This window comes from Vibrio splendidus (assembly GCF_024347615.1).
GTDB classification, from domain to species: Bacteria; Pseudomonadota; Gammaproteobacteria; order Enterobacterales; family Vibrionaceae; genus Vibrio; species Vibrio splendidus.
In genome coordinates, this window is record NZ_AP025508.1 from 1,962,887 (window position 1) to 1,986,298 (window position 23,412).

Sequence of the window (23,412 nt, forward strand, 5' to 3'; positions counted from 1 at the left end):
ATTATATCGATAGAGGGGCATTAAGCCTCCAAAAAGATCTACCGCAAGGTAAGGAAGCAATGATGAAAGATAATAAAGAAATAAACACAAGCCGTAGGGACTTACTCAAAGGCTTAACAACTGCAGCCGTAGCGGGTGCAGTTGTCGCTGGAACAACGAAGGTGGCAACTGCTTCAGAAACGGTTGAAATGCCGAAAGAAGACATGAAGAAGACGGGCTATCGTGAAACGCAACACATTCGCGATTACTACGACACGCTTTAGGAGATAACGGATGAAACTTGTCAAACGCTCCGATAGTGTGAGCAAAGAAACCAATCAACTGGGTGTGTCTCGACGTGCCTTTATGAAAAACACCTCTCTAGCGGCTGGTGGTGCGGTAGTAGGCGCTGGTCTATTCGCTCCGGGTATGATGAAAAAGGCGCAAGCTAAGTCAGTCGACCCTGAAGCGAAAACAGAAGTGAAACGCACTATCTGTTCCCACTGTTCTGTGGGTTGTGGTATTTACGCTGAAGTTCAAAACGGTGTTTGGACGGGTCAAGAGCCAGCATTCGATCACCCATTCAACGCTGGTGGACACTGTGCGAAAGGCGCAGCTTTGCGTGAGCACGGCCACGGTGAGCGTCGCCTTAAGTACCCAATGAAATTGGAAGGCGGTAAGTGGAAGAAGCTTTCTTGGGAACAAGCGATTGAAGAGATCGGTAATAAAGCGCTAGAACTTCGTAAAGAGTCTGGTCCTGATTCCGTTTACTTCCTAGGTAGTGCGAAACACAGTAACGAGCAAGCTTACGCATTCCGTAAGATGGCGTCGCTTTGGGGCACCAATAACGTTGACCACCAAGCGCGTATTTGTCACTCAACCACAGTAGCCGGTGTTGCAAACACTTGGGGTTACGGCGCGATGACAAACTCGTTCAATGACATGCACAACTGTAAGTCGATGCTGTTCATTGGTTCGAACCCTGCAGAAGCTCACCCGGTTGCGATGCAACACATCCTAATCGCGAAAGAGAAGAACAACTGTAAGATCGTTGTTGCGGATCCTCGTCGTACGCGTACTGCGGCGAAATCTGATCACTATGTTTCTCTACGCCCGGGGTCAGACGTTGCGTTTATCTGGGGTCTGTTATGGCATGTCTTTGCTAACAAGTGGGAAGACCAAGAATTCATCCGCCAACGTGTATTCGGCATGGACGAGATCCGTGAAGAAGTTGCTAAGTGGAACCCAGCAGAAGTTGAGCGTGTAACAGGCGTTAGCGAAGAAGACGTTTACCACACAGCAAAACTGCTTTCAGAGAACCGTCCGGGTTGTATCGTTTGGTGTATGGGTGGTACTCAACATACTACGGGTAACAACAACACACGTGCTTACTGTGTTCTTGAGCTTGCGCTAGGTAACATAGGTAAATCAGGTGGCGGTGCAAACATTTTCCGTGGTCACGATAACGTACAAGGCGCAACTGACCTTGGCGTACTATCAGACACGCTACCGGGTTACTACGGCTTGTCTGAAGGTTCTTGGCGCCATTGGTCTAAAGTTTGGGATATCGACTTTGACTGGGTTAAAGGACGATTTGACGACAACGCATACGGTGGTCAAAAACCAATGAACAGTGCAGGTATTCCTGTCTCTCGTTGGGTTGATGGCGTGCTTGAAGACAAAGACAAGATTCGTCAACGCGAAAACATCCGCGCCATGTTCTACTGGGGTCACGCGGTGAACTCTCAGACTCGTGGTCCAGAGATGAAGAAGGCGATGCAGAAGCTGGATATGATGGTTATCGTTGACCCATACCCAACAGTCGCGGCAGTAATGAACGATCGCACCGACGGCGTTTACTTACTTCCAGCAACCACTCAATTTGAAACCTACGGCAGTGTAACGGCGTCAAACCGTTCTCTACAGTGGCGTGATAAGGTTGTTGATCCTCTGTTCGAATCTAAGCCTGACCACGAAATCATGTACCTTCTTTCTAAGAAGCTTGGTTTCTCTGATCAACTGTTCAAAAACATCCGTGTTGAGAACAATCAACCATTGATTGAAGATATCACTCGTGAATTCAACAAAGGTATGTGGACGATCGGCTATACAGGTCAAAGCCCAGAGCGTTTGAAAGAACACCAACAAAACTGGCACACGTTCCACAAAACAACGCTTGCTGCAGAAGGCGGCCCAGCGAATGGCGAAACTTACGGTCTGCCTTGGCCATGTTGGGGCAACCCAGAAATGAAACACCCAGGGACGCATATCCTTTACGATACATCTAAACCGGTTGCTGAGGGCGGCGGTAACTTCCGTACTCGTTTCGGTGTGGAATTTGAAGGTCAAAGCCTATTGGCTGAAGACAGCTACTCAAAAGACAGCGAAATCAAAGATGGTTACCCAGAGTTCAGTGACAAACTGCTGAAACAACTGGGGTGGTGGGACGACCTAACAGCAGAAGAAAAAGCTTCAGCGGAAGGCAAAAACTGGAAGACTGACGTTTCTGGTGGCATCCAACGTGTTGCTATCAAGCATGGTTGTATTCCTTTTGGTAACGCGAAAGCGCGTGCGATTGTTTGGACATTCCCAGACCGCGTACCACTGCACCGTGAACCACTTTACACACCACGTCGTGATCTAGTCGCTGACTACCCAACGTGGGATGACAAGGAAGCAATCTTCCGTGTTCCTACGCTGTACAAATCCATTCAAGACCAAGATAAGTCTGGTGAATACCCGATTATTCTTACGTCTGGTCGTTTGGTTGAGTACGAAGGTGGTGGTGAAGAGACACGTTCTAACCCTTGGCTAGCAGAGCTACAACAAGAGATGTTTGTTGAAGTGAACCCTAAAGATGCAAACGACATTGGCTTCAAAGATGGCGATGATGTTTGGGTTGAGGGTGCAGAGAAAGGCCGTATCAAGGTGAAAGCGATGGTCACTCGTCGTGTGAAACCGGGTTTAGCGTTCTTGCCGTTCCACTTCGGTGGTAAGTTTGAAGGCGAAGATTTGCGTTCTAAATATCCTGAAGGCACCGATCCTTACGTTATTGGTGAAGCAGCCAATACAGCAACCACATATGGTTACGACCCTGTCACGTTGATGCAGGAAACGAAAGTAACCCTTTGTAATATTCGTAAAGCGTAAGGAGTCTTAAAATGGCTAGAATGAAATTTCTTTGTGACACCAAACGTTGTATCGAATGTAACGGTTGTGTCACTGCATGTAAGAATGAAAATGATGATGCTCTGGAATGGGGTATTCAACGTCGCCGCGTTGTCACACTGAACGATGGTGAACCGGGTGAAAACTCTATCTCTGTAGCATGTATGCACTGTACTGATGCGCCATGTATGGCAGTTTGTCCCGCAGACTGTTTTGAACATACAGAAGACGGCATCGTACTTCACAATAAAGATCTATGTATCGGTTGTGGTTACTGCTTGTTTGCTTGTCCGTTTGGCGCACCTCAATTCCCTAAACAGGAAGCCTTTGGTGAGCGCGGTAAAATGGACAAATGTACCTTCTGTGCTGGCGGCCCAGAAACAGAGCCAGGTTCTGTGGAAGAACGTCAGAAGTACGGTGCGAACCGTATTGCTGAAGGCAAGCTACCAATGTGTGCTTCTTTATGTTCGACCAAAGCACTGCTAGCGGGTGATGCAGAGAAAGTCTCTGATGTATTCCGCCAGCGTGTTGTTGAACGTGGTGCGAAGGGGGCAGGCTGGACAGACGGCAATGACCTTTCTTACGATGCGATGAAGAGCTAGTTAGGAGAGACATATGCTTACAATGTTTAAGCGTCTCTTCCTTGTTGTGCTGCCAATGTTGGCAGCACTAACAATGCTGTCTCCTTTGAGTCATGCATCTGAGACGAACTCATCACAAACTCAATCGAGCTCTGCTGAAAGAGAAATCACACAACTTGCTGGTGCCGATTTTTGGCGACAAGTAAGAAACGGTGAAGAAGGTTACACCACATCTCAATCGGCTGAGCACGGCGTGTTGATCAGTACTCCAGGTCAAACGTGGTACATATTGAAAGAGAAGTGGATGTCACCAGCCGGTGCTGTCGCTATCTTTGGCAGTATTGCTTTCGTTACCTTAATGTACGTTGTGATTGGCCCATTAATGCTGAGTGCGCCAAGGACGGGCCGTAAGATCAAACGTTGGTCTCGACTGGATCGTGCGTTGCACTGGAGCATGGCGTTTACTTTCTTAACACTGGCGTTCAGTGGTTTGATGTTGGTTTACGGCAAGCACTTTTTGAAGCCGTACATTCCAACTGACCTTTGGGGCTTTATCGTTCTATTGGCGAAGCAATACCACAACTACATCGGCCCGATTTTCTATGTGCTGTTGATGGCTGTTCTCATCAAGTGGTGGCGCAAGTCGATCTTCAAGATGGTCGATATCCAGTGGTTCATAAAACTGGGTGGTATGGTCGGGAAACATAAAGGTTCTCATCCATCTGCAGAGTTTTCTAACGCGGGGGAAAAAGCGCTATTCTGGCTATTGATTGTTATGGGTAGTGTCGCTGCGATCAGTGGCTTGGTTTTAGACTTCCCAATCTTCGGCCAAACCCGTCGTGATATGGAGCTTTCAAACCTAGTCCATATGTTGGCTGCTTTAATCCTTATCTGTGGCTTTGTGTTCCACATCTACATCGGCTTGTTCGGTATGGAAGGTGCACTTGAGGGTATGGTAACAGGCGAAGTTGATGAAACTTGGGCTAAAGAGCACCATGACCTTTGGTACAAAGAAGTGATGGAACAAGAGAAAAACGGCGCTGAACAAAGCGCAAACGCAGCAACAGAGAAAACAGAAGGGGTGAATAAGAATGAACAAACCTCATAAAGGTATTTGGGTCGCTTACATCCTAAGCTGCTTCACACCATTTACTTGTCTGATCTCTGGCGTGATTGCGATTGTCTACGCGGGTTATCGTTTAGATAAAGGTGAAGACGGCGAAGTAGTGGATACGCATTATTACGGCTTGATTCGCTCTTTCTTCTTGAACCTGACGTTCTTTGTTGTGCTTATCGTCACGGTAGCGACCTCTAATGGCGTGTTGATCGGTGTGAACGATTACTGGTATCAAAACCATATAATCGATGACATCGCTTACTACATTCCCTATGTCGGTATGTTGTTTGGTGGTGTGGCGATTGTGGTGTGGTTTATTCGTATGTATCAAGGCATGCAGCGCTTAAGTCAAAACCTACCGCAAAACCCGACAACAGGACCAAACCTGTAGTGAGTATCAGACGAACTAGATAACAACTTATCTAGAGCGATTTACTCAAAACAACCATCATATAGAAAGCCCAGTGATTCGAGTCACTGGGCTTTTTTTGTCCACCTAGAACAAGTGTCTAGTCAACTTAGAAGAAGATTTTTAGCTAATTCTTCAAGATATTTGGGGTAGCTCTAAAACAGAGCCAAGCCTGATATTGACCGCGCCAATATGGTGCAACTCCCTTAATTGGTGCAGTTAATTTTAAACATCCCTCCATCTCAAATATCCAAAAAAGTGCAGTGGTAATTTTAACCCTTTAAAATCATAAGTTTAAAACAAAAACTTGTTGCACGAAAATTACGTGAGCGTGTTGGAACGCATCTTGCGTTTACTGTTGAGTCTTTAATTAATTACGACATCAATTCGCACGGTTCTAGTGCAATTGAGACAAAGCTAAGGGAGAGAGCTTTAATGAGTCAAACGGTTACCCAAGTTCATAGCGCAGTAGAGAGCTTGACGCAGAGTTCAGACACTCTATTTCTATTATTAGGCGCCATCATGGTCTTCTTAATGCACGCAGGCTTTGCATTTTTGGAAGTCGGTACAGTAAGAAAGAAAAACCAAGTGAACGCGCTGGTTAAGATCCTCTCGGATTTCGGCGTTTCTGCCATTGCCTATTTCTTTATTGGTTACTGGGTGGCTTACGGTGCGCATTTCTTTGCAGATGCAGAAACCTTATCGCAAGGTAATGGTTACGAGCTGGTGAAGTTTTTCTTCTTGATGACGTTTGCTGCGGCGATTCCAGCGATCGTTTCTGGTGGTATCGCTGAGCGTGCACGTTTCTATCCAATACTCATCGCAACACTGTTCACCGTAGGCTTTGTTTACCCATTCTTTGAAGGGATCATCTGGAATGGTAATTTTGGTTTCCAAGATTGGCTTGAAGCGCAATTCGGTTATGGATTCCATGACTTCGCAGGCTCTGTAGTAGTTCACGGCGTTGGCGGTTGGATTGCTTTGGTCGCGGTTTACTTCTTAGGTATGCGTAAAGGTCGTATTCGTGCAGGTAAACACACTAACTTCGCACCATCTAACATCCCATTCTTAGCACTAGGTTCTTGGATCTTATGTGTGGGTTGGTTTGGCTTCAACGTGATGTCAGCTCAAGCGATCAATGGCATAAGCGGCCTAGTAGCCATGAACTCACTTATGGCGATGGTCGGCGGCATTCTAGCGGCTTTAGTCGCAGGTAAAAATGACCCAGGCTTCATCCACAATGGTCCTTTGGCTGGTCTCGTAGCGATTTGTGCAGGTTCAGACTTAATGCACCCACTTGGCGCTCTCGTTACAGGTGGTGTAGCGGGCGCATTGTTCGTTTACCTGTTTACTTACATGCAGAACAAAACACAGATTGATGATGTGCTGGGTGTATGGCCATTGCACGGCGTGTGTGGCGCTTGGGGTGGCATTGCAGCTGGCATCTTCGGCCAGCAAGCACTCTGGGGACTAGGTGGCGTGAGCTTTGGTGCGCAAGTCATGGGAACACTTGCAGGTATTATCGTTGCTCTGGCCGGTGCATTGGTTGTATACGGTGTTCTAAGTAAAGTGACTGGCCTACGTTTAAGTGAAGAAGACGAGTTCAACGGTGCGGATCTTTCAATCCATAAGATCTCGTCTATAAACGAAGACTAACGTCGTTCACTTTGATGGTTTTAACTCATCAAGTAAGCATCAGTTAAACAGAACTAAGCGGCTTCGGTCGCTTTTTTGTTTCAGTGAAAAGCAAAACAGAGAGTTTGAGTAACAACGGCAGCACCCATCAAGCGAGTTATGTCACAAATAATCAATGAATTCAGTTGGCTAAGACTATGGTCTAATCCCTAAAACTATTGTTGGAATTTGAACAATGCTAAGCTGTTACAAAGTGACATATTGAAAAGGACGTTGTATGCATTTCCCATATCGAAATATCGTAATTCTTACTGGCGCCGGCATCTCTGCGGAGTCGGGGATACAAACATTCCGAGCACAAGACGGGCTATGGGAAAACCATAAAATCGAAGATGTCGCGACACCAGAAGGTTTTGCAAAAGATCCTGACTTGGTGCAAGAGTTCTACAATAAGCGTCGCTATGGCTTACAGAACGAAAGTATTCTGCCAAACTCTGCCCATAAGGCGCTAGGTGAGCTCGAAGAGAAGCTAGACGGCAAAGTAACGATCATCACTCAAAACATCGACAACCTGCACGAGAGAGGCGGTAGCAACAATATTATTCACATGCATGGTGAACTTCTTAAGGCACGTTGCAGCGAATCAAACCAAGTTCTAGAACACAAAGACGACATCCATACCGGCGAATTGTGCCATTGTTGCCAGATACCAGCTCAAATGCGTCCTCATATTGTTTGGTTTGGCGAAATGCCATTAAGAATGGGTGACATCTATTCAGCGTTAGAAGAAGCGGATCTGTTCATCTCGATCGGCACGTCAGGTGTGGTTTATCCAGCCGCAGGTTTTGTACATGACGCTAGAATGCATGGCGCACATACAATTGAAATCAACCTCGAGCCAAGTGCGGTTGAGAGCGAATTTGAAGAGAAACGCTACGGTAAAGCCAGTATTGAAGTGCCGAAATTAGTGGGTGAGCTGTTGTGTTCAGAGAAGGGCTCTTTAACGGCTTAAACTCGTTATAGCTGGTACAACAGTTACAAAATGTTTATTACGTTTAGCTAAAAAGGCAAATGCGTGTCTGACTGCAACTAAGTCAGATGGGTGTTTGTTTTTTTGTTTCTGCTATTCATATAACACCTAAGACTTTTCAGTTTCAGAGCGCTGGGCTTTTTTCATCTCATACATAGCTCTATCCGACTCAACCAATGCTTGCTTAAAATTATCCCTGCAAGTGACCTCAATACCATATGAAAACGATATCTCCTCCCCTTGGAGTAAGCGACTTACTTGCTTAACAAACTTACCACCACGGCCAAGTTGAGCCGTTACTACAAATTCATCGCCACCAACACGAAATACCATTTCATCTTCAAGTGTCACTTGGTTCAAGGCTTGAGAGAAACGAACAATCATTAAGTCACCCATTTGATGTCCTTTGCGGTCATTCACCATTTTTAGACCATCTAAATCGAAGTAGATGAGTTCAAACTCTTCAAGCTTAATCGCATCGAACTTTTTGCGATTATATGAACCCGTAAGTTCATCTAATTTACTTTGATCTTTTAACTTACTAATAAGCTCCGTGAGCCCGTATGCAATGAGTAAAAAAGCGACTTGTAACAAGCCATCATCGAGCAACGTATTCCATAGTTCATGCTTATCAGACCATTCATCGAAAACTCTAAACTCTAAACTCTGTAGATACATCGTAAATAAGGCTTAGAATAAGTAGGCAAGCACCATAATGAAGCACTTTTTGTGGACTAATCGCGCTACGTGCGATGAAGTAAATATACAAGGCAATAACAAGAGTATTCGTTTCAAAAAATAAATCATAAATGGAATCTACTTGAATAATCGAACTTAAGCCAAGCGCCATAAATGATGCCATTAGCATAAGAGCAGTTAACAATAAAAGAGGGTTTGCTGGCATATCAGTTACGTTTCAATCGTTTATGATTTTTATAATACTTAGATAAAAATAAAGCGGCTTACGCCGCTTTATTAACCTGTCAGTAACAATCTAGTTGTTTACTTTAAGTTTTTGGAAGTACTCGTCATAAATAACGCTCGCTTCGCCAACTTCATCCTGCCAAACGCCGTTATCCATCACAGATTGCGGTGGGAAAACATTCTTATCTTCAGCAAATTCTTTAGGAAGAAGAGGGTAAGCCGTTTTAACTGGCGTCGGGTAACCGATCTCTAGAGCAATTTTCGCAGCGTTCTCAGGACGAAGAAGGAAGTCGATCATCTTATGAGCCGCTTCAGTGTTCTTAGCACCTGCTGGAATTGCTAGGCTGTCCATCCAGAAAATCGCGCCTTTTTCTGGCCAGATAATGTCAATCGTTGCACCTTCTTGGCGTGCCATGTAAGCAGAGCCATTCCAAAGCATACCAAGAGACACTTCACCCGCTAGGTAAGGGTTCGCTGGGAAATCTGAGTTAAATACCAATACGTTTGGCATTAGCTTACGAAGTTCTTCGTACGCTTCTTTGATTTCTTCAGGGTTCGTCGTGTTTGGAGAGTAACCCAGTTTAGACAGTGCGATATGGAAAACCTCACGAGAGTCATCCATCATCATCAGTTGACCTTCCCACTGTGTATCCCACAGGTCGCCCCAGTTTTTAACTGAAGACTTGTCTAGCATATCTGAGTTGATACCAATACCCGTTGCGCCCCAGATGTATGGGATCGAGTAGTTGTTGTTTGGGTCAAATGGCTTATCTAAGTAATTTGGATCCAAATCTGCAAAGTGGCTTAGCTTAGTTTTATCAAGCTCTTGAAGCATGCCTTCTTTACGCATCTTAGAAACGAAGTAAGTAGAAGGAACCACTAAATCGTAACCCGTACCTTGAGTTTTTAACTTAGCGTACATGCTTTCGTTAGACTCATAAGTTGAGTAATAGACTTTAATGCCAGTTTCTTCTGTGAAGTCTTCTAGTACTTCATTTGGAATATATTCAGACCAGTTGTAAAAATACAGTTCTTGGTCAGCTGCGAAAGAGGGTGTAGAAAGTAAAGTAGCAGCACACAATGCGCCGGTATACAGTGTTTTTTTCATTACTGTTCCGTTCATTTGTTTGATTTGGAGCTGGGTAGTGAACCCAAAGTAAATGGATTTCTAAAAATCGCGCTAGATTATAGCAGTGATATAACAAAATAGGCAGCCTAAGCTGCCTATTCATTGATATTCTTATTTTTAACGTGTTGATTACCTAACTCAGGTTGTTAAGTAAACCAGTTACTTATCAGCGTCTGTTGACCCGGAGCAATGAGATAACGAACTCGCTTACTGACCCGCTTTAAGCTTCATGAAGTAATCTTCGTACTTCACTGTCTTATCGCCCACCGCGGCTTGCCATTCAACACGGTCAAGATCTTCTTGCGACGGGAATAGCGCAGGGCTGTCTTTGAACTTCTCATTAGACGCTTTAACGGCCGTTAGGTAACCGGTGTCACGAGAGATTTGCTCTGCGATTTCTGGGCGAAGTAGGAAGTCGATCATCTTATGAGCAGCTTCTACGTTGATTGCGCCAGAACTGATAGTAAAGTTATCAACCCAACCAATGCCGCCTTCTTTAGGGAAAACCAGTTTGATCGGTAGCCCTTCATTTTGCGCAGCAGCGGCAGAACCGTTCCAAAGCATGCCAAGACCGACTTCACCAGACATGTATGGCGCGCCAGGGTTATCTGAGTTAAACACAAGAACGTTTGGCATCAACTTACGCAGTTCAGCGTAGGCTTCGTCGATTTCTTTCTCGTTAGTCGTGTTACCTGAGTAACCTAACTTACGCAGTGCGATGTGGAACACTTCACGCGTGTCGTCCATCATCATCAGCTGACCTTCAAGCTCAGGGTTCCATAGGTCAGCCCAGCTTTGGAAATCTTCTGGATCGTACATGTCTGTGTTAACAGCTAGACCCGTAATAGCAACAACATGTGGAATCGAGTAGTCGTTGTTCGGATCATATGGCTTATCTAGGTAGTTCGTATCTAGATTCGAAAAATTGTTTAGCTTGGTTTTGTCGATCTTTTGAAGCATGCCTTCGTCGCGCATTTTAGACACGAAGTAGGTCGAAGGAACCACAAGGTCGTAACCTTTATTGTGCGTTTTCAATTTTGCGTACAAAGTTTCATTCGATTCGTAAGTCGAGTAAATCACTTTGATGCCAGTTTCATCAGTGAACTGTTCTAAGATCTCACTATTGATGTAAGGTCCCCAGTTCATGAATACCAATTCTTTGTTATCTTTTGCAAATGATGGTGCAGATAACATTGAAAGCGCACATGCACTACCAGCTAATAGAGTAGCCCATTTTTTCATTGACGTTAGCTCCAAACTAAACGTTGCCCAAAGGCAGTAGATAGAAAAACAGAATGGCAATTTACCATTCTGTTTATGAATAACACTTTTGTTAAACTTGAAGTATTTTAACTTCTTATCAAGTCATCCTCAGTAAAGAGTAGGAGACTTACTTGATTTTCTCTCTCGCTAACAACTGGGAAATAATCACCAATACTAACGACACCACTAACATCACTGTTGCTAGGGCGTTGACCTCTGGAGATATACCCACTTTAACCATCGAGTAAATCTTCAGTGGCAATATTTCATACGTTGGGCCTGTTACGAAAGAGCTGATGATCACATCGTCCAAAGACAGAGTGAAGCTCAATAACCAACCCGCAGCAACAGCTGGCTTAGCAAGAGGAAGGATGATCTGTTTTAGAATCGTCCATTCACTTGCACCTAAGTCTTTTGCGGCTTCTAGCATCTTCACATCAAAGCCATTCAAGCGACTGTAAACCGTAACAACAACGAACGGCAGACAGAAAGTAATATGCGCCGCAAGTAGGGTAAAGAACCCAAGTTGTACACCCATAACTAAGAATAGCGCAAGAAGCGAAATCGCCATTACGATATCTGGAGACATCATCACGATAAACAACATGCCATTGACTATGCCTTTACCTTTAAATTGGTAACGGAATAGGGCTACTGCTGTCAGGCTGCCAACAATCGTTGCGGCAGTTGCTGAGAACACCGCGACGTTGATCGAGTGCCACGCAGCCTGCATTAGGCTATCGTTGTTAATCAGCGCGTCATACCACTTGGTGGTAAAGCCACCCCATTTCATACCAAACTTATTGGCATTAAAAGAGTTGGCAATTAATACGATAATAGGTAGGTATAGAAAAGCGTATACCAGCGCCATAAAGCTGAACTTAACTGTGCGACCCATTAGTCTAGCTCCACTTTCTTATTCAATAACTTGCCTGCACGGTAGTAGGCATAAAGCATCACGGCCATAGCGGTAGTCAGTGCAATACTGGTTGCGGCGCCAAACGGCCAATCACGGGCATTCAGCACTTGGCTCTTAATGACGTTACCGATCAACAGGTTCTTAGCACCGCCCAACAAGTCTGAAATGTAGAACATTCCAAGCGCAGGGAGCAATACAAGTAAACAACCACCGATAATGCCGGGCATCGTTAGGGGTAGAACAACCTTCAATAGCGTTTGAAGTTTGTTTGCACCTAAGTCTTTAGCCGCTTCTAAATAAGTATCGTCTAGCTTTTCAATCGCTGAGTACAACGGTAAAATCATGAAAGGCAATAGGATATACACTAACCCAATCATTACTGCCGTTTCTGAATACATGATACGAAGTGGCTTATCGATAATGTCTAACGCCAACAAACCTTTGTTCAACACACCTTGAGTTCCCAGAACCACTTTTAACCCGTAAGTACGAATCAAAGAGTTGGTCCAGAATGGCACAATCACTAAGAACAACATGATTGGGCGCCATTTCGTAGGCATTTTTGCCACGATATAGGCAAATGGGTAACCAATAATTAAACAAAGTAGGGTTGCGACAATCGCCATATAGAAAGAGTGCATCAGCACTTTAAAATACAGCGGATCAGCTAAACGCAGGTAGTTATCGAGAGTGAAGGTCATCTCGATCAAGTTCGCTTCATCACGAGTTAGAAAGCTAGTGCCGATGATCATGATGTTTGGAATCATCACGAACAGCACTAACCAACCTGTGATTAAAGCAACAATCGCGTTTTGTAAATTAAATTTCTTGCTCATCTTCTAACACCACTTCCCAGCTCTCAACCCAAGTTACTGCAACTTTTTGGCCCAGTGAGTGATCAACATCAGGGTCATCTTCGTTGAAGAATTCGCTAACCATGACACGCATACCTGATTCAAGTTCTACGACTGAATCTAATGTCATGCCTTTGTAGGTTCGCTCGACAATGTGGCCGACAATACCACTTTGATCCGACTCTTTAATTTCTTCGATACGAAGATCTTCAGGGCGAAGTAGTACTTGCAGTTTTTGGCCCGGTGCTACGTCTTTATCATGATAGATAATTGACTCTTCACCTTCGATTGTCGCAACAATGCGCTTTTCATCTTGACGAGATTTCGCTGTCGCTTCGAATACGTTAATTTCACCAATGAAACGAGCAACAAATAAGTTCTTAGGCTCTTCGTAGATTTCTCTTGGTGTTCCGTCTTGTTCAATCACGCCATCACGCATAACAATAATACGATCAGACATGGACAATGCTTCTTCTTGGTCATGCGTTACAAAAATGAACGTGATACCAAGTTGGCGTTGCAGTTGCTTAAGCTCGATTTGCATCTGTTTACGTAGTTTGTAATCTAGAGCAGAGAGAGACTCATCCAACAAAAGAACTTTAGGCTTATTAACGACAGCACGAGCGATTGCGATACGTTGCTGTTGGCCACCGGATAGCTGGTGTGGCTTTCGTTGTGCCATTTGTTCTAGGCGCACCATTTTTAAAGCATCCATGACACGAGGTTCAATCTCGGTGTTTGGCACTTTTTGCATGCGTAAACCAAATGCCACATTGTCGAAAACGGTCATATGTGGGAATAGGGCATAGCTTTGGAATACAGTGTTAACATGCCTTTGTTCAGCAGGAACTTGGGTTACATTCTGTTGAGCTAATAGTATTTCACCACTATCTGCCGTTTCAAACCCTGCAATCATCCTTAGTACCGTGGTTTTACCGCAACCGGACGGGCCTAATATCGTGAGAAACTCACCATGATTTACGTTTAGATCAAGATTGCCGATGACTTCCTTACCATCGAAACTTTTACTAATGCCAGTTAACTGTACGACTGGCTTTCCTACTGATTTTTTAGCGTTCAACGTCTGTTTTTCTCCACCTTGGTTCTATTTGAGACCTGTTGCTATACACCTTTAAGGCGCGCATCATAATCACCAAAAACGTGAATTCAAAGCATTTTTTACCATTCATAGATAAAAAAATTCGCAGGTAAAAGTAAACATCCTTTACCATACTGTTATTTATTGGGTTCACACCCTAACAAGTGTCTAATTATTAACCATTAAGACGCAAAAGCAAGCCTTGTTACAGATTCATATTTTAGTTTGCAGCCGACATATGGGTATAATGAAGGCAATTTTTTATCAATAAGTTAGGTGGCTTCGTTTAGTTGGCGCACCTAGGTATCAATATGAACAACGACATCGAAAAAGATTTTAATTTGGGCGGTAGCATCGACCGTGCACTTTCCGGCGATTATGAGCTCAAAGCAACGGCTGTATTCCAAGAAGCTTGGAAACATACGATAAGTCACTTTCTTTCGTTTTCCCCTGCGATTGTTGCGCTGATGTTCGTGCAATTGGCTATCTTTTATATCGCACTAAAACTGCAGCTTGGTGACCCAGCGATTATCTTAGACGCGGTTATCGACCCAGAGGCATTTACACCACAGGTCGTTGAATCCATTTTTATTGCTAACTTTAGCTACGAAGTAATCAGCGCGCCTATCTATGCTGGCATCTGTTTAATGGCAATGAGCCACGTCGCAGGCTTACAAACCAAAGTGCGTCATATCGGAAAAGGTTTACAGTTCACGGTTCCAGTCATTCTCGTTACTTTGTTCAGCCTCATGCTTCAAGGCATCGCAGGTATGCTTTTGCCATTTTTGTCTATCTACTTCTCACTAGCATTCAGCAATTCAATTCTGCTGATTTGTGATAAGAAAGTACCGCCAATGCAATCGCTGCTGCTTTCTCTAAGAGCGGTAAATAAGAAAATCTTCGTCGTCGCATCTATCTACTTAATGGTTATGCTGATGTTCATTGTGGCAGCAATGATGTACGGCATTGGCTTGATATTCGTTCTTCCGTTTTTCTTTCATGTGAAAGGCATCATCTACCGTGAAATGTTTGGTATTAAACTGAAGGTTATTGCGTCAGATCGACCTAATAGTGATGACGACAACAGCAACGGCGACAGTAATAACGACGGCAACAACAGTAACGATGGTAACAAAAACAAAAACCCTCAGGTGTTCGATGCGTAATAATGTCAAAGGCAGCGCAAGTAAATCACTTGCGCTAAAGGTAACTGCACTAGCGATTGTGGGGTCTATCTCACTGGTTGGTCCATACATTTACCAAGAAGAAGAGCGCCGACGTTCGGCAGACCAAAGTTCAAATACATCAAGTGAGTTTGGTGATTTGACCGTGGCTTCAGATCGACCAAATTTTGCTGCCATCGAAGATGTGAACGTAAAAAAAGACACATTCTTTTCGTTCCTTCGCCCAAGCATCAATATTGAAAACAAACGTATCACCAAAGAACGCGCGTTTTTAACTAAGCTATCTGAATCTGGTTTGAGCAACATTGACTCTGAAGACGCGTCTTATGCGAAAAGGTTAGGAAAGTTGTACAGCTTACCAGTGCCTAGTGAAGGTTTAGAACAGGTATGGCTGACAGAGATGCTGAGCCGTGTCAACGTACTGCCAGAGGCGCTAGTACTGACACAGGCTGCTAATGAATCGGCTTGGGGGACATCACGTTTCGCCACCAAAGCCAACAACTATTTCGGACACTGGTGTTACACCAAAGGTTGTGGACTTGTTCCGCTACAACGTAACGAAGGTAGCTCGCATGAAGTAGCAACATTCTCTTCAAGCCAAGAATCGGTGCATCGTTACTTCATGAACCTTAACCGCAACCGTGCTTACTCTGATTTAAGAGCCATTCGCGCAAAACTTGCTGCACAAGGTGATGACCTTTTAACAACCGAAACAGCGACAGAGCTCACTAACGGCTTGTTAAAATATTCTGAGCGAGGTTCAGACTATGTGACTGATTTACAAGCTATGATCCGTCACAACAAGGTATACTGGAAAAAGTAACTCATTTTGATACCAACTTGGTTGCCTTCGAAAGTCGGCTTACACCAAGTAACATCACAAAAAGAGCAGCTCATTGGCTGCTCTTTCTATTTATAAACGCTCAACTTCGACAAGATTATAATAATGAAAAAGACAGTACTCGCTCTATTAGCCTCTTTAAGCCTTGGCGTTTCTCTTCCTGCTTCGGCGCAAGAATACATGTTCACGTATTCTAAACTCTATACTCAGCTGAAAAACAACACCAAAGAAGGGCACGATGATGTCAAAGTTGCGGTCTTCTTTGTTGACCAACAAGCACAGAAAACCTGTCACATCAGCAAAGCTTGGATGGAGAAAGAAGAGCATTACGAAGAGTTAAAAGTGTCTCCTGCGAATGAGCTGCTTCTACCGGTAGATAAAAACCTACGCTCAGCAAACCCTCTTATCTTTGTACAAACCCAAGAACAAGAATGTGCGTATTCGCTCGTCGTAATGACTCAGGAACCTTTGGCTGGAACGGTTGAGGTTGCACAGTTAGAAAGCCTATTACCACAGATGCAAGCGATGCTAGAAGACGTCAGCGGCATGTTCTCTAGTTGGTTCACTCCTGATATTCAAGGTTTGACGCTAGAATTTGATAGTAAACTTGAAGGCAATATTGCCCTGTCTAATGGTAAGCAAATCCCAATCAAAGAAGGGCGTGCGAAATTCACGCTGGACGAACTGAACGGAAGTGACAGCATCACGTTACCAGAAGCCACAGTTCGTGTTTTGCCTTACATCCCTGCGCAATAATAACTACCGGCCAGAAGCTGTTTGCTCAGCTTAAGATCTTGACGAAACAGCCTGTTCTTCTTTGAACAGGCTGTTTTCGTTTAAAGTCTTAAACCTAAACCTTTAAATCTTGCCAAATCACATATCTCAACGGCCTTTCATCTTTGATTCTAACCTCTTATTAAGACATATTTTTCTCACCGCTAGAGGACAGATAGTATGATAAGGCGGAATCTTTCTCCTGCTTGGCTTGTTTATCCTGTTGTTGCTGTTCCAACCTGAAATAAAAATCCGTATAATCCACGCCCTAAAACAGTCCCACTAGCAATCTACAGTCGGTAATACGACGGTGTGAGAGTCGCAATGAACCAAAACGAAAATAAAAAAGATACACTTGAATTCAACAAGCTTCAGAAACTTCTAAGAAGAAATGTTGGGAATGCCATCGTCGACTACAACATGATCGAAGAGAATGACGTAGTAATGGCGTGTATTAGTGGCGGTAAAGATTCATTTGCGATGCTAGACATTTTGCTACGTTTACGTGAAGCAGCACCCATCAAATTTGATGTTGTTGCCGTAAACCTAGACCAAAAACAACCGGGGTTCCCTGAGCATATTCTTCCTGAGTACTTTGAAACTCTGAACATTCCTTACTACATCGTAGATAAAGATACGTACTCAGTGGTAAAAGAAAAAGTGCCAGAAGGTAAGACAACTTGTGGCCTTTGTTCACGTCTGCGTCGTGGTACGTTGTACTCGTTTGCAGAGAAGATTGGCGCAACGAAGATTGCTTTAGGTCACCACCTAGACGACATTGTTGAGACTATGTTCCTGAACATGTTCCACGGTGCTCGCCTTAAGGCTATGCCACCTAAGCTTCGCTCTGACGATGGTCGTAACGTTGTAATCCGTCCTCTGACTTACTGTCGCGAAACGGACCTAATCAAATACGCAGAGCACAAAGAGTTTCCGATCATTCCATGTAACCTGTGTGGTTCTCAAGAAAATCTGCAACGTCAAAACATCAAAGCGATGCTAATTGATTGGGATAAACAGACTCCAGGCCGTGTTGAGAAGGTCTTCAAGTCAATTCAGAACGTGAGCCCAAGCCAATTGGCTGACCGTGAGTTGTTTGATTTCATTAACCTTCCACTGGATCGTAGCGAAGATCGCAAAGCATACGAATTCGAAGAAGCTGAAATCTCGTCTTCAAACATTGATGAGTCAATGTTCATCGACGTAACTAACGTATAACGCGATATAAACGATTCTGTTGTTGGAATCGCGTAAGCTTTAGATAAACAAAAACGCCTCAAGCATTGCTTGAGGCGTTTTTTTATAATTAAAAAATCAGCTATTTAGACAGGTTCGGATCGAGCGGGCTAACGTAACCTGACGGTTTAAGAGCAAGTACATCGCAGTTAATCTTGTCGATGACATGTTCCGCAGTATTGCCGATAAACACAGCAGACAAGCCAGTACGGCCTGTTGTACCAAGGATAACCATAGCCGCATTGTGTTCAGACGCTACACGAGGAATAACATCTTCAGGCAAGCCTTGCTCAACCACGGTTTGCTCTTCACACATACCGTGTTTCTGGCGTAGTGCTTTCATCGCGGTTAAGTGGTGGCCACGAACTGCATCAGTATAAGAGGTTGGGTCAAACTCTGGCAATTCGATTGTGATATTCGCCGGTGTCACCGGGTAGGCGTTCACCAAGAACGGTTCAGCATCCAAACGACCAGTGATCTCAAGTAATCTGTCGACCATCGTATCATTGAGCTCTAAGTGAGCTTCTGTTTCAGAGCCAACATGAACGGAAGCGTAGATCTTCGCGTGTTCTGGCCAGAAATCATTTTTAACCAATAGCACTGGGCTAGGGCACTTTCTCAATAGGTGCCAGTCGGTTGGAGTAAATATGACCGATTCTAAGGTATCGTGCTTACGCGTGCCTTTGATCAAAATGTCATGCTCACCACTGTAAACCTCAGCAATGATTGCTTCATATGGGCGATTATGCCAAACCACTTGTACGTTAAATTCAATAGAATCATCAAGGTAAGGAGCAGCAACCTTATTCATCCAAATTTCACGCTGATGAATTACGCCTTTGCGCATTGCGTCTCTCTCATCGACAGAGAGCATAGATGTCATTTCATACGAGAAGTCGTAGATCGACAAAAAGAAAGTGATGTGGCTTGTTGAGGTGCTTTTCTTGGCAAGTTGGATAGCACGAACTAGAGCAGGTTGCTCATCGTGATTAATGTCTGCGACAACTAAAATTTTGTTATAGATACTCATAACTAAGCCTACTTTTCAGACCGAACATATAAATAATGTAGCGTAGTTATGGAGAGAATAAGAGAAATATAAGAGGTTTTAAGAGAGAAACATGATGTAGCTCATTATTGAACTACATCATTGATATCTAGACTATTCTTTTGAAACGCCAGCAAGTTCCATCAACGCATCGTGATCTTCGATAGTGATGTATTTGCCTTTAACGCTCAAGATGTCCGCTTTTTGGAAACGACCTAACAGACGGCTGATTGTTTCAACAGTCAAACCAAGGTAGTTACCAATATCGCCACGAGTCATCGTTAAGCGGAACTCACGAGGGCTGAAGCCACGTTGAGAGAAGCGAGTTGAAAGGTTGTAAAGGAATGCCGCAAGGCGCTCTTCCGCGTTCTTTTTAGAAAGAAGCAGAATCATTTCCTGGTCACCTTTAATCTCATTACTCATCAAACGCATAATCTGCTGACGCAATTTAGGCATTTTCCCTGATAAGTCATCGAGAATCTCATATGGAATTTCACATACCATAGAAGTTTCCAAAGCTTGAGCGAAACTAGGGTGTTCGTCACCCGTGATCGCGTCAAAGCCAACAAGATCGCCCGCTAAGTGGAATGCAGTAATCTGCTCATCACCTTGCTCGGTAATCGTATAGCTTTTAATCGTTCCAGAGCGAATAGCATAAAGAGACTTAAGTTCGTCTCCCGCTTTAAATAGCTCTTGGCCTTTTTGAATAGGTTTCTTTCTTTCAATGATCTGATCAAGTTGATCTAGCTCAGATTCATTCAAAGTAAATGGGATACAGAGTTGGCTAATACTACAATCTTGGCAGTGGATCGCACAGCCACCAGACTGAACTCGTTTCGTCACAGGCTTTTCAGAAATCATAACAATCTTTCACTATTTGATATACGTCAATATTTTAGCATTCCTTAATCCTAAAGGGTAGTAAAAAAACCGGATTAAAGACACCACTATACGGTATAAATAATGAGCTGTAGCGCCATATAACCGGTATAGAAGCCGTAAATGAGGATTAAAATTGCGCCAAACTGGCGAAATAAGTCAGCTTGTTGCAGTTTTTTGAGGAAATTGGCGCCCATTCCAACCGTGAGCATCGCTGGAAGAGTACCTAAACCGAAAGCCAGCATGATACCCGCTCCGTTATACCAACTTCCTGACACTGCCGCCCACGTTAGCATTGAGTAAACAAGACCACATGGAAGCCAACCCCAGATAAAACCAAAGGGTAAAGCATGGCTAGGGTGCTTCAATGGTAGAAATGATTTGCCTAAAGGAGAGATATAACGCCATAGCTTCTGTCCAACTTTTTCAAAGAACAACAAGCCAAACCACCATTTACCAATATACAAACCTAAGACGATCATAAAACCAGCCGCAAACAAACGCAGCCAGCCCAGCAGAGCATTAAAATCGCTCAGCTGACCTATCGAAGAGATTGCACCACCAATCACACCACCAATCACAGCATAGCTTAGCAAGCGCCCTAAGTTATAAAGCAAGGGAATGACAGGGGAAGGTTTACTGTTGCCAATCGAAAGAAGCGACGCAATACCACCACACATTCCCATGCAATGGCCTGCGCCGATCAATCCAACAACAAAAGCGCCAATCCAATCAGGCGTCATCGTTCTTTTTGTCTAAGTTAGTTTGGCTTTCTACGTTAGCTTTCTCATTCTTGACAGGTTTACTATCAGAATGATGATGAACATTAGTATCTTCATCAAACAGAATGTTATGGCCTTGGCGTTCAAGGTCTTCAAACTGCTCGCTCTTCACTGCCCATAGAAAGATTCCAACCGCGATACATACAAGTACGATCGCAATTGGAATGAGTATGTATAAACTTTCCATTATTTACCTTGCTCTTTTAAAAGCCTTAACGAGTTAGATACTACAATAATAGAGCTAGCAGACATGCCAACAACGGCAATGTATGGAGCAACCAAACCTGCGACAGCCAAAGGAAGAATAAGTAAGTTATATCCTAGTGACCAAGCTAGGTTTTCACGGATTATCCTACGCGTTTTTAGCGCTAAAGTACGGGACTTAAGTAATCTATCGAGCTTATCACCCAATAGCACCATATCCGCAGAGGCTTTCGCCACATCAGTACCGCCGCCCATAGCAACAGACAGGTGAGCACCGGCAAGAATAGGGGCGTCATTGATACCGTCACCAACCATCATGGTGATGTCACTTGCGTCTCTAGAGTTTAAATAAGCCAGCTTGTCTTCCGGCTTCGCGTTAGCAACAATGTCAGTAATACCAATCTCTGCTGCAACAGGCTTCGCATTAATCAAAGAGTCTCCAGTCAGCAGCGTAGTTTTGATTCCCGCTTCTTTGAATTGCTTAATGAACTCGATACTTTCTTTACGAATCGGATCTTCATAAGTGAATGTTGCAATATGACGACCAGACATCGACAAGTAAATACCATTACTTTCAGATGGCTGAGCTTCACCTAGAATGAACTCGCTGCTACCAATCGCCACTTCTTGCCCATTCAACTCGCCAGTAATGCCCGAGCCAATCACGTTGTTTACCGACTCTACTTCGATACCATCAGAAATATAAGTTTTGAACGCTTTAGCGATAGGGTGGTTAGCGTGTTGCTCTAGGCTTGCTGCAACTTGCAAACAAGTGTCTTTATTAAGGTCAGCAAACGTCTCAACTTTACTGATACGAATATCACCTTCAGTCAGAGTGCCCGTTTTATCGATGATCAAGTGGTTTACCTTGCACAAGGTTTCAAATACGTGACCTTTGCGCAGCAAAATACCAAAGTTACCCATACGAGATGTTGAACACGTAATCGCGGTCGGCGTCGCAAGAGACAGAGCGCAAGGGCAGGTCGCTACTAATACTGAAAGCATGATCCAGAAAGCGTCTTCTGGTCGTGTTTGATGCCAGTAGAACCAAGTCCCAAATGAAATAATTAAGATAACCGCGACAAAGTATCGAGCCACCACATCGGCGATTTCAGCAATTCGGGGTTTAGACAATTGAGCTTCATCTTGAAGACGAACGATATTAGAAATAACCGAATCCGCTTTAGAGGTCATCACTTCCAATTCAAACGATTCATCACCATTCAATGTGCCAGCAAAGACCGTATCACCTTCATTCTTGACCACATGGATAGATTCGCCAGTCAGCATGGATTCATCGATATGAATTCTGCCAGACAATACTTTGCCATCTGCGGGAATATGTTCACCCGGTAGAACGCGAATCTGGTCGCCAACTTTTAAGGTTTTTACCGGTACTTGCTCACCGTCTAGCGTTGTCGCCATCGCAGGAACGAGCTTAAGCAGGTTACCGCTAGCTGCTGCAGCTTTACGACGCGCGCGCATCTCAAGGAAACGACCAAGCAACAAGAAGAAGGTGAACATCGAGATAGATTCAAAGAACACTTCACCTTGCTCTGTCACTGTTGCCACTAAACTCGCAACGTAAGCAAATAGCAGAGCGATCGAAACGGGTACATCCATACCCAATGTTCGGCCTTTAATACTGCGCCACGCATTAATATAGAAAGGTAACGCAGAGTATAGGAGAACAGGTGTTGCGAAGATCAAACTTACCCAACGGAAGTAACTTTTGAATTCAGGTTCAAGGCTGCCAAATACTTCGAGGTAGAGCGCTACAGCTAACATCATGACTTGCATGGTCGCTAAACCAGCAATACCAAGACGATAGAGATAATTCTTCATCGATCGATGATAGGCGGCTTCTTGTTGATCAGCCTCGAATGGAGCGGCTTTGTAGCCTAGGGTATGGATTGCAGACAACAGCTCGCTCAGTTTAGCCTGAGTGTTGTCCCAGCTGAGCAGGGCGCGGTTAGTCGTGGTATTAACACGAATACTAACAACCCCTAACTTTGAAGAGACTTGCTTCTCAATAAGCCATGCACAAGCAGCACAAGAGACACCTTCTAGTGACAATGTCACTTCAGAAGTATTTTCAGAGTTACGGACGAACTCCAATTGAACATCTTCGTTGTCGTAATGACTGAGTGCTAGAAGTTGCTCTGGAACTAGATCCGCTTTTTCAGCCGGAGCGGTACGATATTGGTAATAAGAGACCAAACCGCTATCAACGATTGTCTGGGCTACGGTTTCGCAACCTGGACAACACATCGGTCGAACCGATCCTAAGATTTCTACTTTAAAATCCGTTTCCGCTGGTACATCTTCACCGCAGTGATAACAGGATTCACACATAA

Annotated in this window: 21 protein-coding genes and 1 pseudogene; 11 read left to right on the forward strand and 11 right to left on the reverse strand. The window is 44.2% G+C overall.

Annotation, left to right across the window (positions count from 1 at the left end; translation table 11 throughout):
- Window positions 1–62 precede the first annotated feature (62 nt).
- From OCU90_RS08925 to cobB, 7 genes are all read left to right on the forward strand, one after another.
- A complete protein-coding gene (locus OCU90_RS08925) occupies window positions 63–263 on the forward strand; it encodes a twin-arginine translocation signal domain-containing protein (RefSeq protein ID WP_004733728.1) in 201 nt (66 codons plus the stop codon).
- 10 nt (window positions 264–273) lie between these two features.
- Window positions 274–3,129 carry a formate dehydrogenase subunit alpha gene (locus tag OCU90_RS08930; RefSeq protein WP_061024184.1) on the forward strand — a complete coding sequence of 952 codons (2,856 nt, stop codon included), beginning with the start codon at window positions 274–276 and terminating at the stop codon, window positions 3,127–3,129.
- A gap of 11 nt (window positions 3,130–3,140) precedes the next feature.
- On the forward strand, window positions 3,141–3,749 hold the full coding sequence (fdh3B, locus tag OCU90_RS08935) for a formate dehydrogenase FDH3 subunit beta (protein WP_004733723.1): 609 nt from the start codon (window positions 3,141–3,143) through the stop codon (window positions 3,747–3,749).
- A gap of 13 nt (window positions 3,750–3,762) precedes the next feature.
- Entirely contained in the window at window positions 3,763–4,836 is a 1,074-nt protein-coding gene (locus OCU90_RS08940; protein ID WP_061024186.1) for a formate dehydrogenase subunit gamma, read from the forward strand.
- Window positions 4,820–5,236, forward strand: a complete 417-nt coding sequence (locus OCU90_RS08945; RefSeq protein WP_017083675.1) for a hypothetical protein — start codon at window positions 4,820–4,822, stop codon at window positions 5,234–5,236. Before OCU90_RS08940 ends, OCU90_RS08945 begins: the two co-directional genes overlap by 17 nt.
- A gap of 453 nt (window positions 5,237–5,689) precedes the next feature.
- Window positions 5,690–6,910: an ammonium transporter gene (locus OCU90_RS08950; protein WP_017077239.1), complete on the forward strand. Its 1,221-nt coding sequence runs from the start codon at window positions 5,690–5,692 to the stop codon at window positions 6,908–6,910.
- Between the two features lie 256 nt (window positions 6,911–7,166).
- On the forward strand, window positions 7,167–7,901 hold the full coding sequence (gene cobB / locus OCU90_RS08955) for a Sir2 family NAD+-dependent deacetylase (RefSeq protein WP_061024188.1): 735 nt from the start codon (window positions 7,167–7,169) through the stop codon (window positions 7,899–7,901).
- Between the two features lie 126 nt (window positions 7,902–8,027).
- On the opposite strand, the pseudogene OCU90_RS08960 reads toward cobB, so the two are convergent.
- From OCU90_RS08960 to potA, 6 genes and pseudogenes are all read right to left on the reverse strand, one after another.
- Window positions 8,028–8,823: pseudogene (locus OCU90_RS08960) on the reverse strand (GGDEF domain-containing protein).
- A 90-nt stretch (window positions 8,824–8,913) separates the two neighbouring features.
- On the reverse strand, window positions 8,914–9,951 hold the full coding sequence (locus OCU90_RS08965) for an extracellular solute-binding protein (protein ID WP_017059627.1): 1,038 nt from the start codon (window positions 9,949–9,951) through the stop codon (window positions 8,914–8,916).
- Between the two features lie 228 nt (window positions 9,952–10,179).
- Complete coding sequence (locus OCU90_RS08970) at window positions 10,180–11,214, reverse strand: extracellular solute-binding protein (RefSeq protein WP_061024190.1); 1,035 nt, start codon at window positions 11,212–11,214, stop codon at window positions 10,180–10,182.
- 148 nt (window positions 11,215–11,362) lie between these two features.
- Complete coding sequence (gene potC, locus OCU90_RS08975; RefSeq protein ID WP_009846722.1) at window positions 11,363–12,133, reverse strand: spermidine/putrescine ABC transporter permease PotC; 771 nt, start codon at window positions 12,131–12,133, stop codon at window positions 11,363–11,365.
- The gene (gene potB, locus OCU90_RS08980; protein ID WP_004733704.1) at window positions 12,133–12,990 is read right to left on the reverse strand and encodes a spermidine/putrescine ABC transporter permease PotB; all 858 of its coding nucleotides are present in this window, start codon (window positions 12,988–12,990) and stop codon (window positions 12,133–12,135) included. Before potB ends, potC begins: the two co-directional genes overlap by 1 nt.
- Window positions 12,974–14,089, reverse strand: a complete 1,116-nt coding sequence (gene potA, locus OCU90_RS08985) for a spermidine/putrescine ABC transporter ATP-binding protein PotA (protein ID WP_004733702.1) — start codon at window positions 14,087–14,089, stop codon at window positions 12,974–12,976. Before potA ends, potB begins: the two co-directional genes overlap by 17 nt.
- 329 nt (window positions 14,090–14,418) lie before the next feature.
- On the opposite strand from potA, the gene OCU90_RS08990 reads away from it, so the two are divergent.
- From OCU90_RS08990 to ttcA, 4 genes are all read left to right on the forward strand, one after another.
- A complete protein-coding gene (locus OCU90_RS08990; RefSeq protein ID WP_004733700.1) occupies window positions 14,419–15,273 on the forward strand; it encodes a DUF2189 domain-containing protein in 855 nt (284 codons plus the stop codon).
- Entirely contained in the window at window positions 15,266–16,114 is an 849-nt protein-coding gene (locus OCU90_RS08995; protein WP_061024192.1) for a glucosaminidase domain-containing protein, read from the forward strand. Before OCU90_RS08990 ends, OCU90_RS08995 begins: the two co-directional genes overlap by 8 nt.
- A gap of 123 nt (window positions 16,115–16,237) precedes the next feature.
- Complete coding sequence (locus tag OCU90_RS09000) at window positions 16,238–16,888, forward strand: DUF2987 domain-containing protein (RefSeq protein WP_061024194.1); 651 nt, start codon at window positions 16,238–16,240, stop codon at window positions 16,886–16,888.
- 342 nt (window positions 16,889–17,230) lie between these two features.
- Window positions 17,231–18,124: a tRNA 2-thiocytidine(32) synthetase TtcA gene (ttcA, locus tag OCU90_RS09005; protein WP_004733695.1), complete on the forward strand. Its 894-nt coding sequence runs from the start codon at window positions 17,231–17,233 to the stop codon at window positions 18,122–18,124.
- Between the two features lie 100 nt (window positions 18,125–18,224).
- On the opposite strand, the gene uspE is transcribed toward ttcA, so the two are convergent.
- The 5 genes from uspE to OCU90_RS09030 all read right to left on the reverse strand — a co-directional run bounded on the left by uspE (window position 18,225) and on the right by OCU90_RS09030 (window position 23,410).
- Entirely contained in the window at window positions 18,225–19,172 is a 948-nt protein-coding gene (gene uspE, locus OCU90_RS09010; protein ID WP_004733693.1) for a universal stress protein UspE, read from the reverse strand.
- A 132-nt stretch (window positions 19,173–19,304) separates the two neighbouring features.
- Complete coding sequence (locus OCU90_RS09015; protein WP_004733691.1) at window positions 19,305–20,051, reverse strand: FNR family transcription factor; 747 nt, start codon at window positions 20,049–20,051, stop codon at window positions 19,305–19,307.
- 86 nt (window positions 20,052–20,137) lie between these two features.
- Window positions 20,138–20,812 carry a sulfite exporter TauE/SafE family protein gene (locus OCU90_RS09020; RefSeq protein WP_004733688.1) on the reverse strand — a complete coding sequence of 225 codons (675 nt, stop codon included), beginning with the start codon at window positions 20,810–20,812 and terminating at the stop codon, window positions 20,138–20,140.
- Complete coding sequence (ccoS, locus tag OCU90_RS09025; RefSeq protein ID WP_004733686.1) at window positions 20,802–21,038, reverse strand: cbb3-type cytochrome oxidase assembly protein CcoS; 237 nt, start codon at window positions 21,036–21,038, stop codon at window positions 20,802–20,804. The genes OCU90_RS09020 and ccoS overlap by 11 nt, the downstream gene beginning before the upstream one ends.
- Window positions 21,038–23,410, reverse strand: coding sequence for a heavy metal translocating P-type ATPase (locus tag OCU90_RS09030; protein WP_061024196.1), 2,373 nt, complete (start codon window positions 23,408–23,410; stop codon window positions 21,038–21,040). Before OCU90_RS09030 ends, ccoS begins: the two co-directional genes overlap by 1 nt.
- Between the last annotated feature and the right edge of the window lie 2 nt (window positions 23,411–23,412).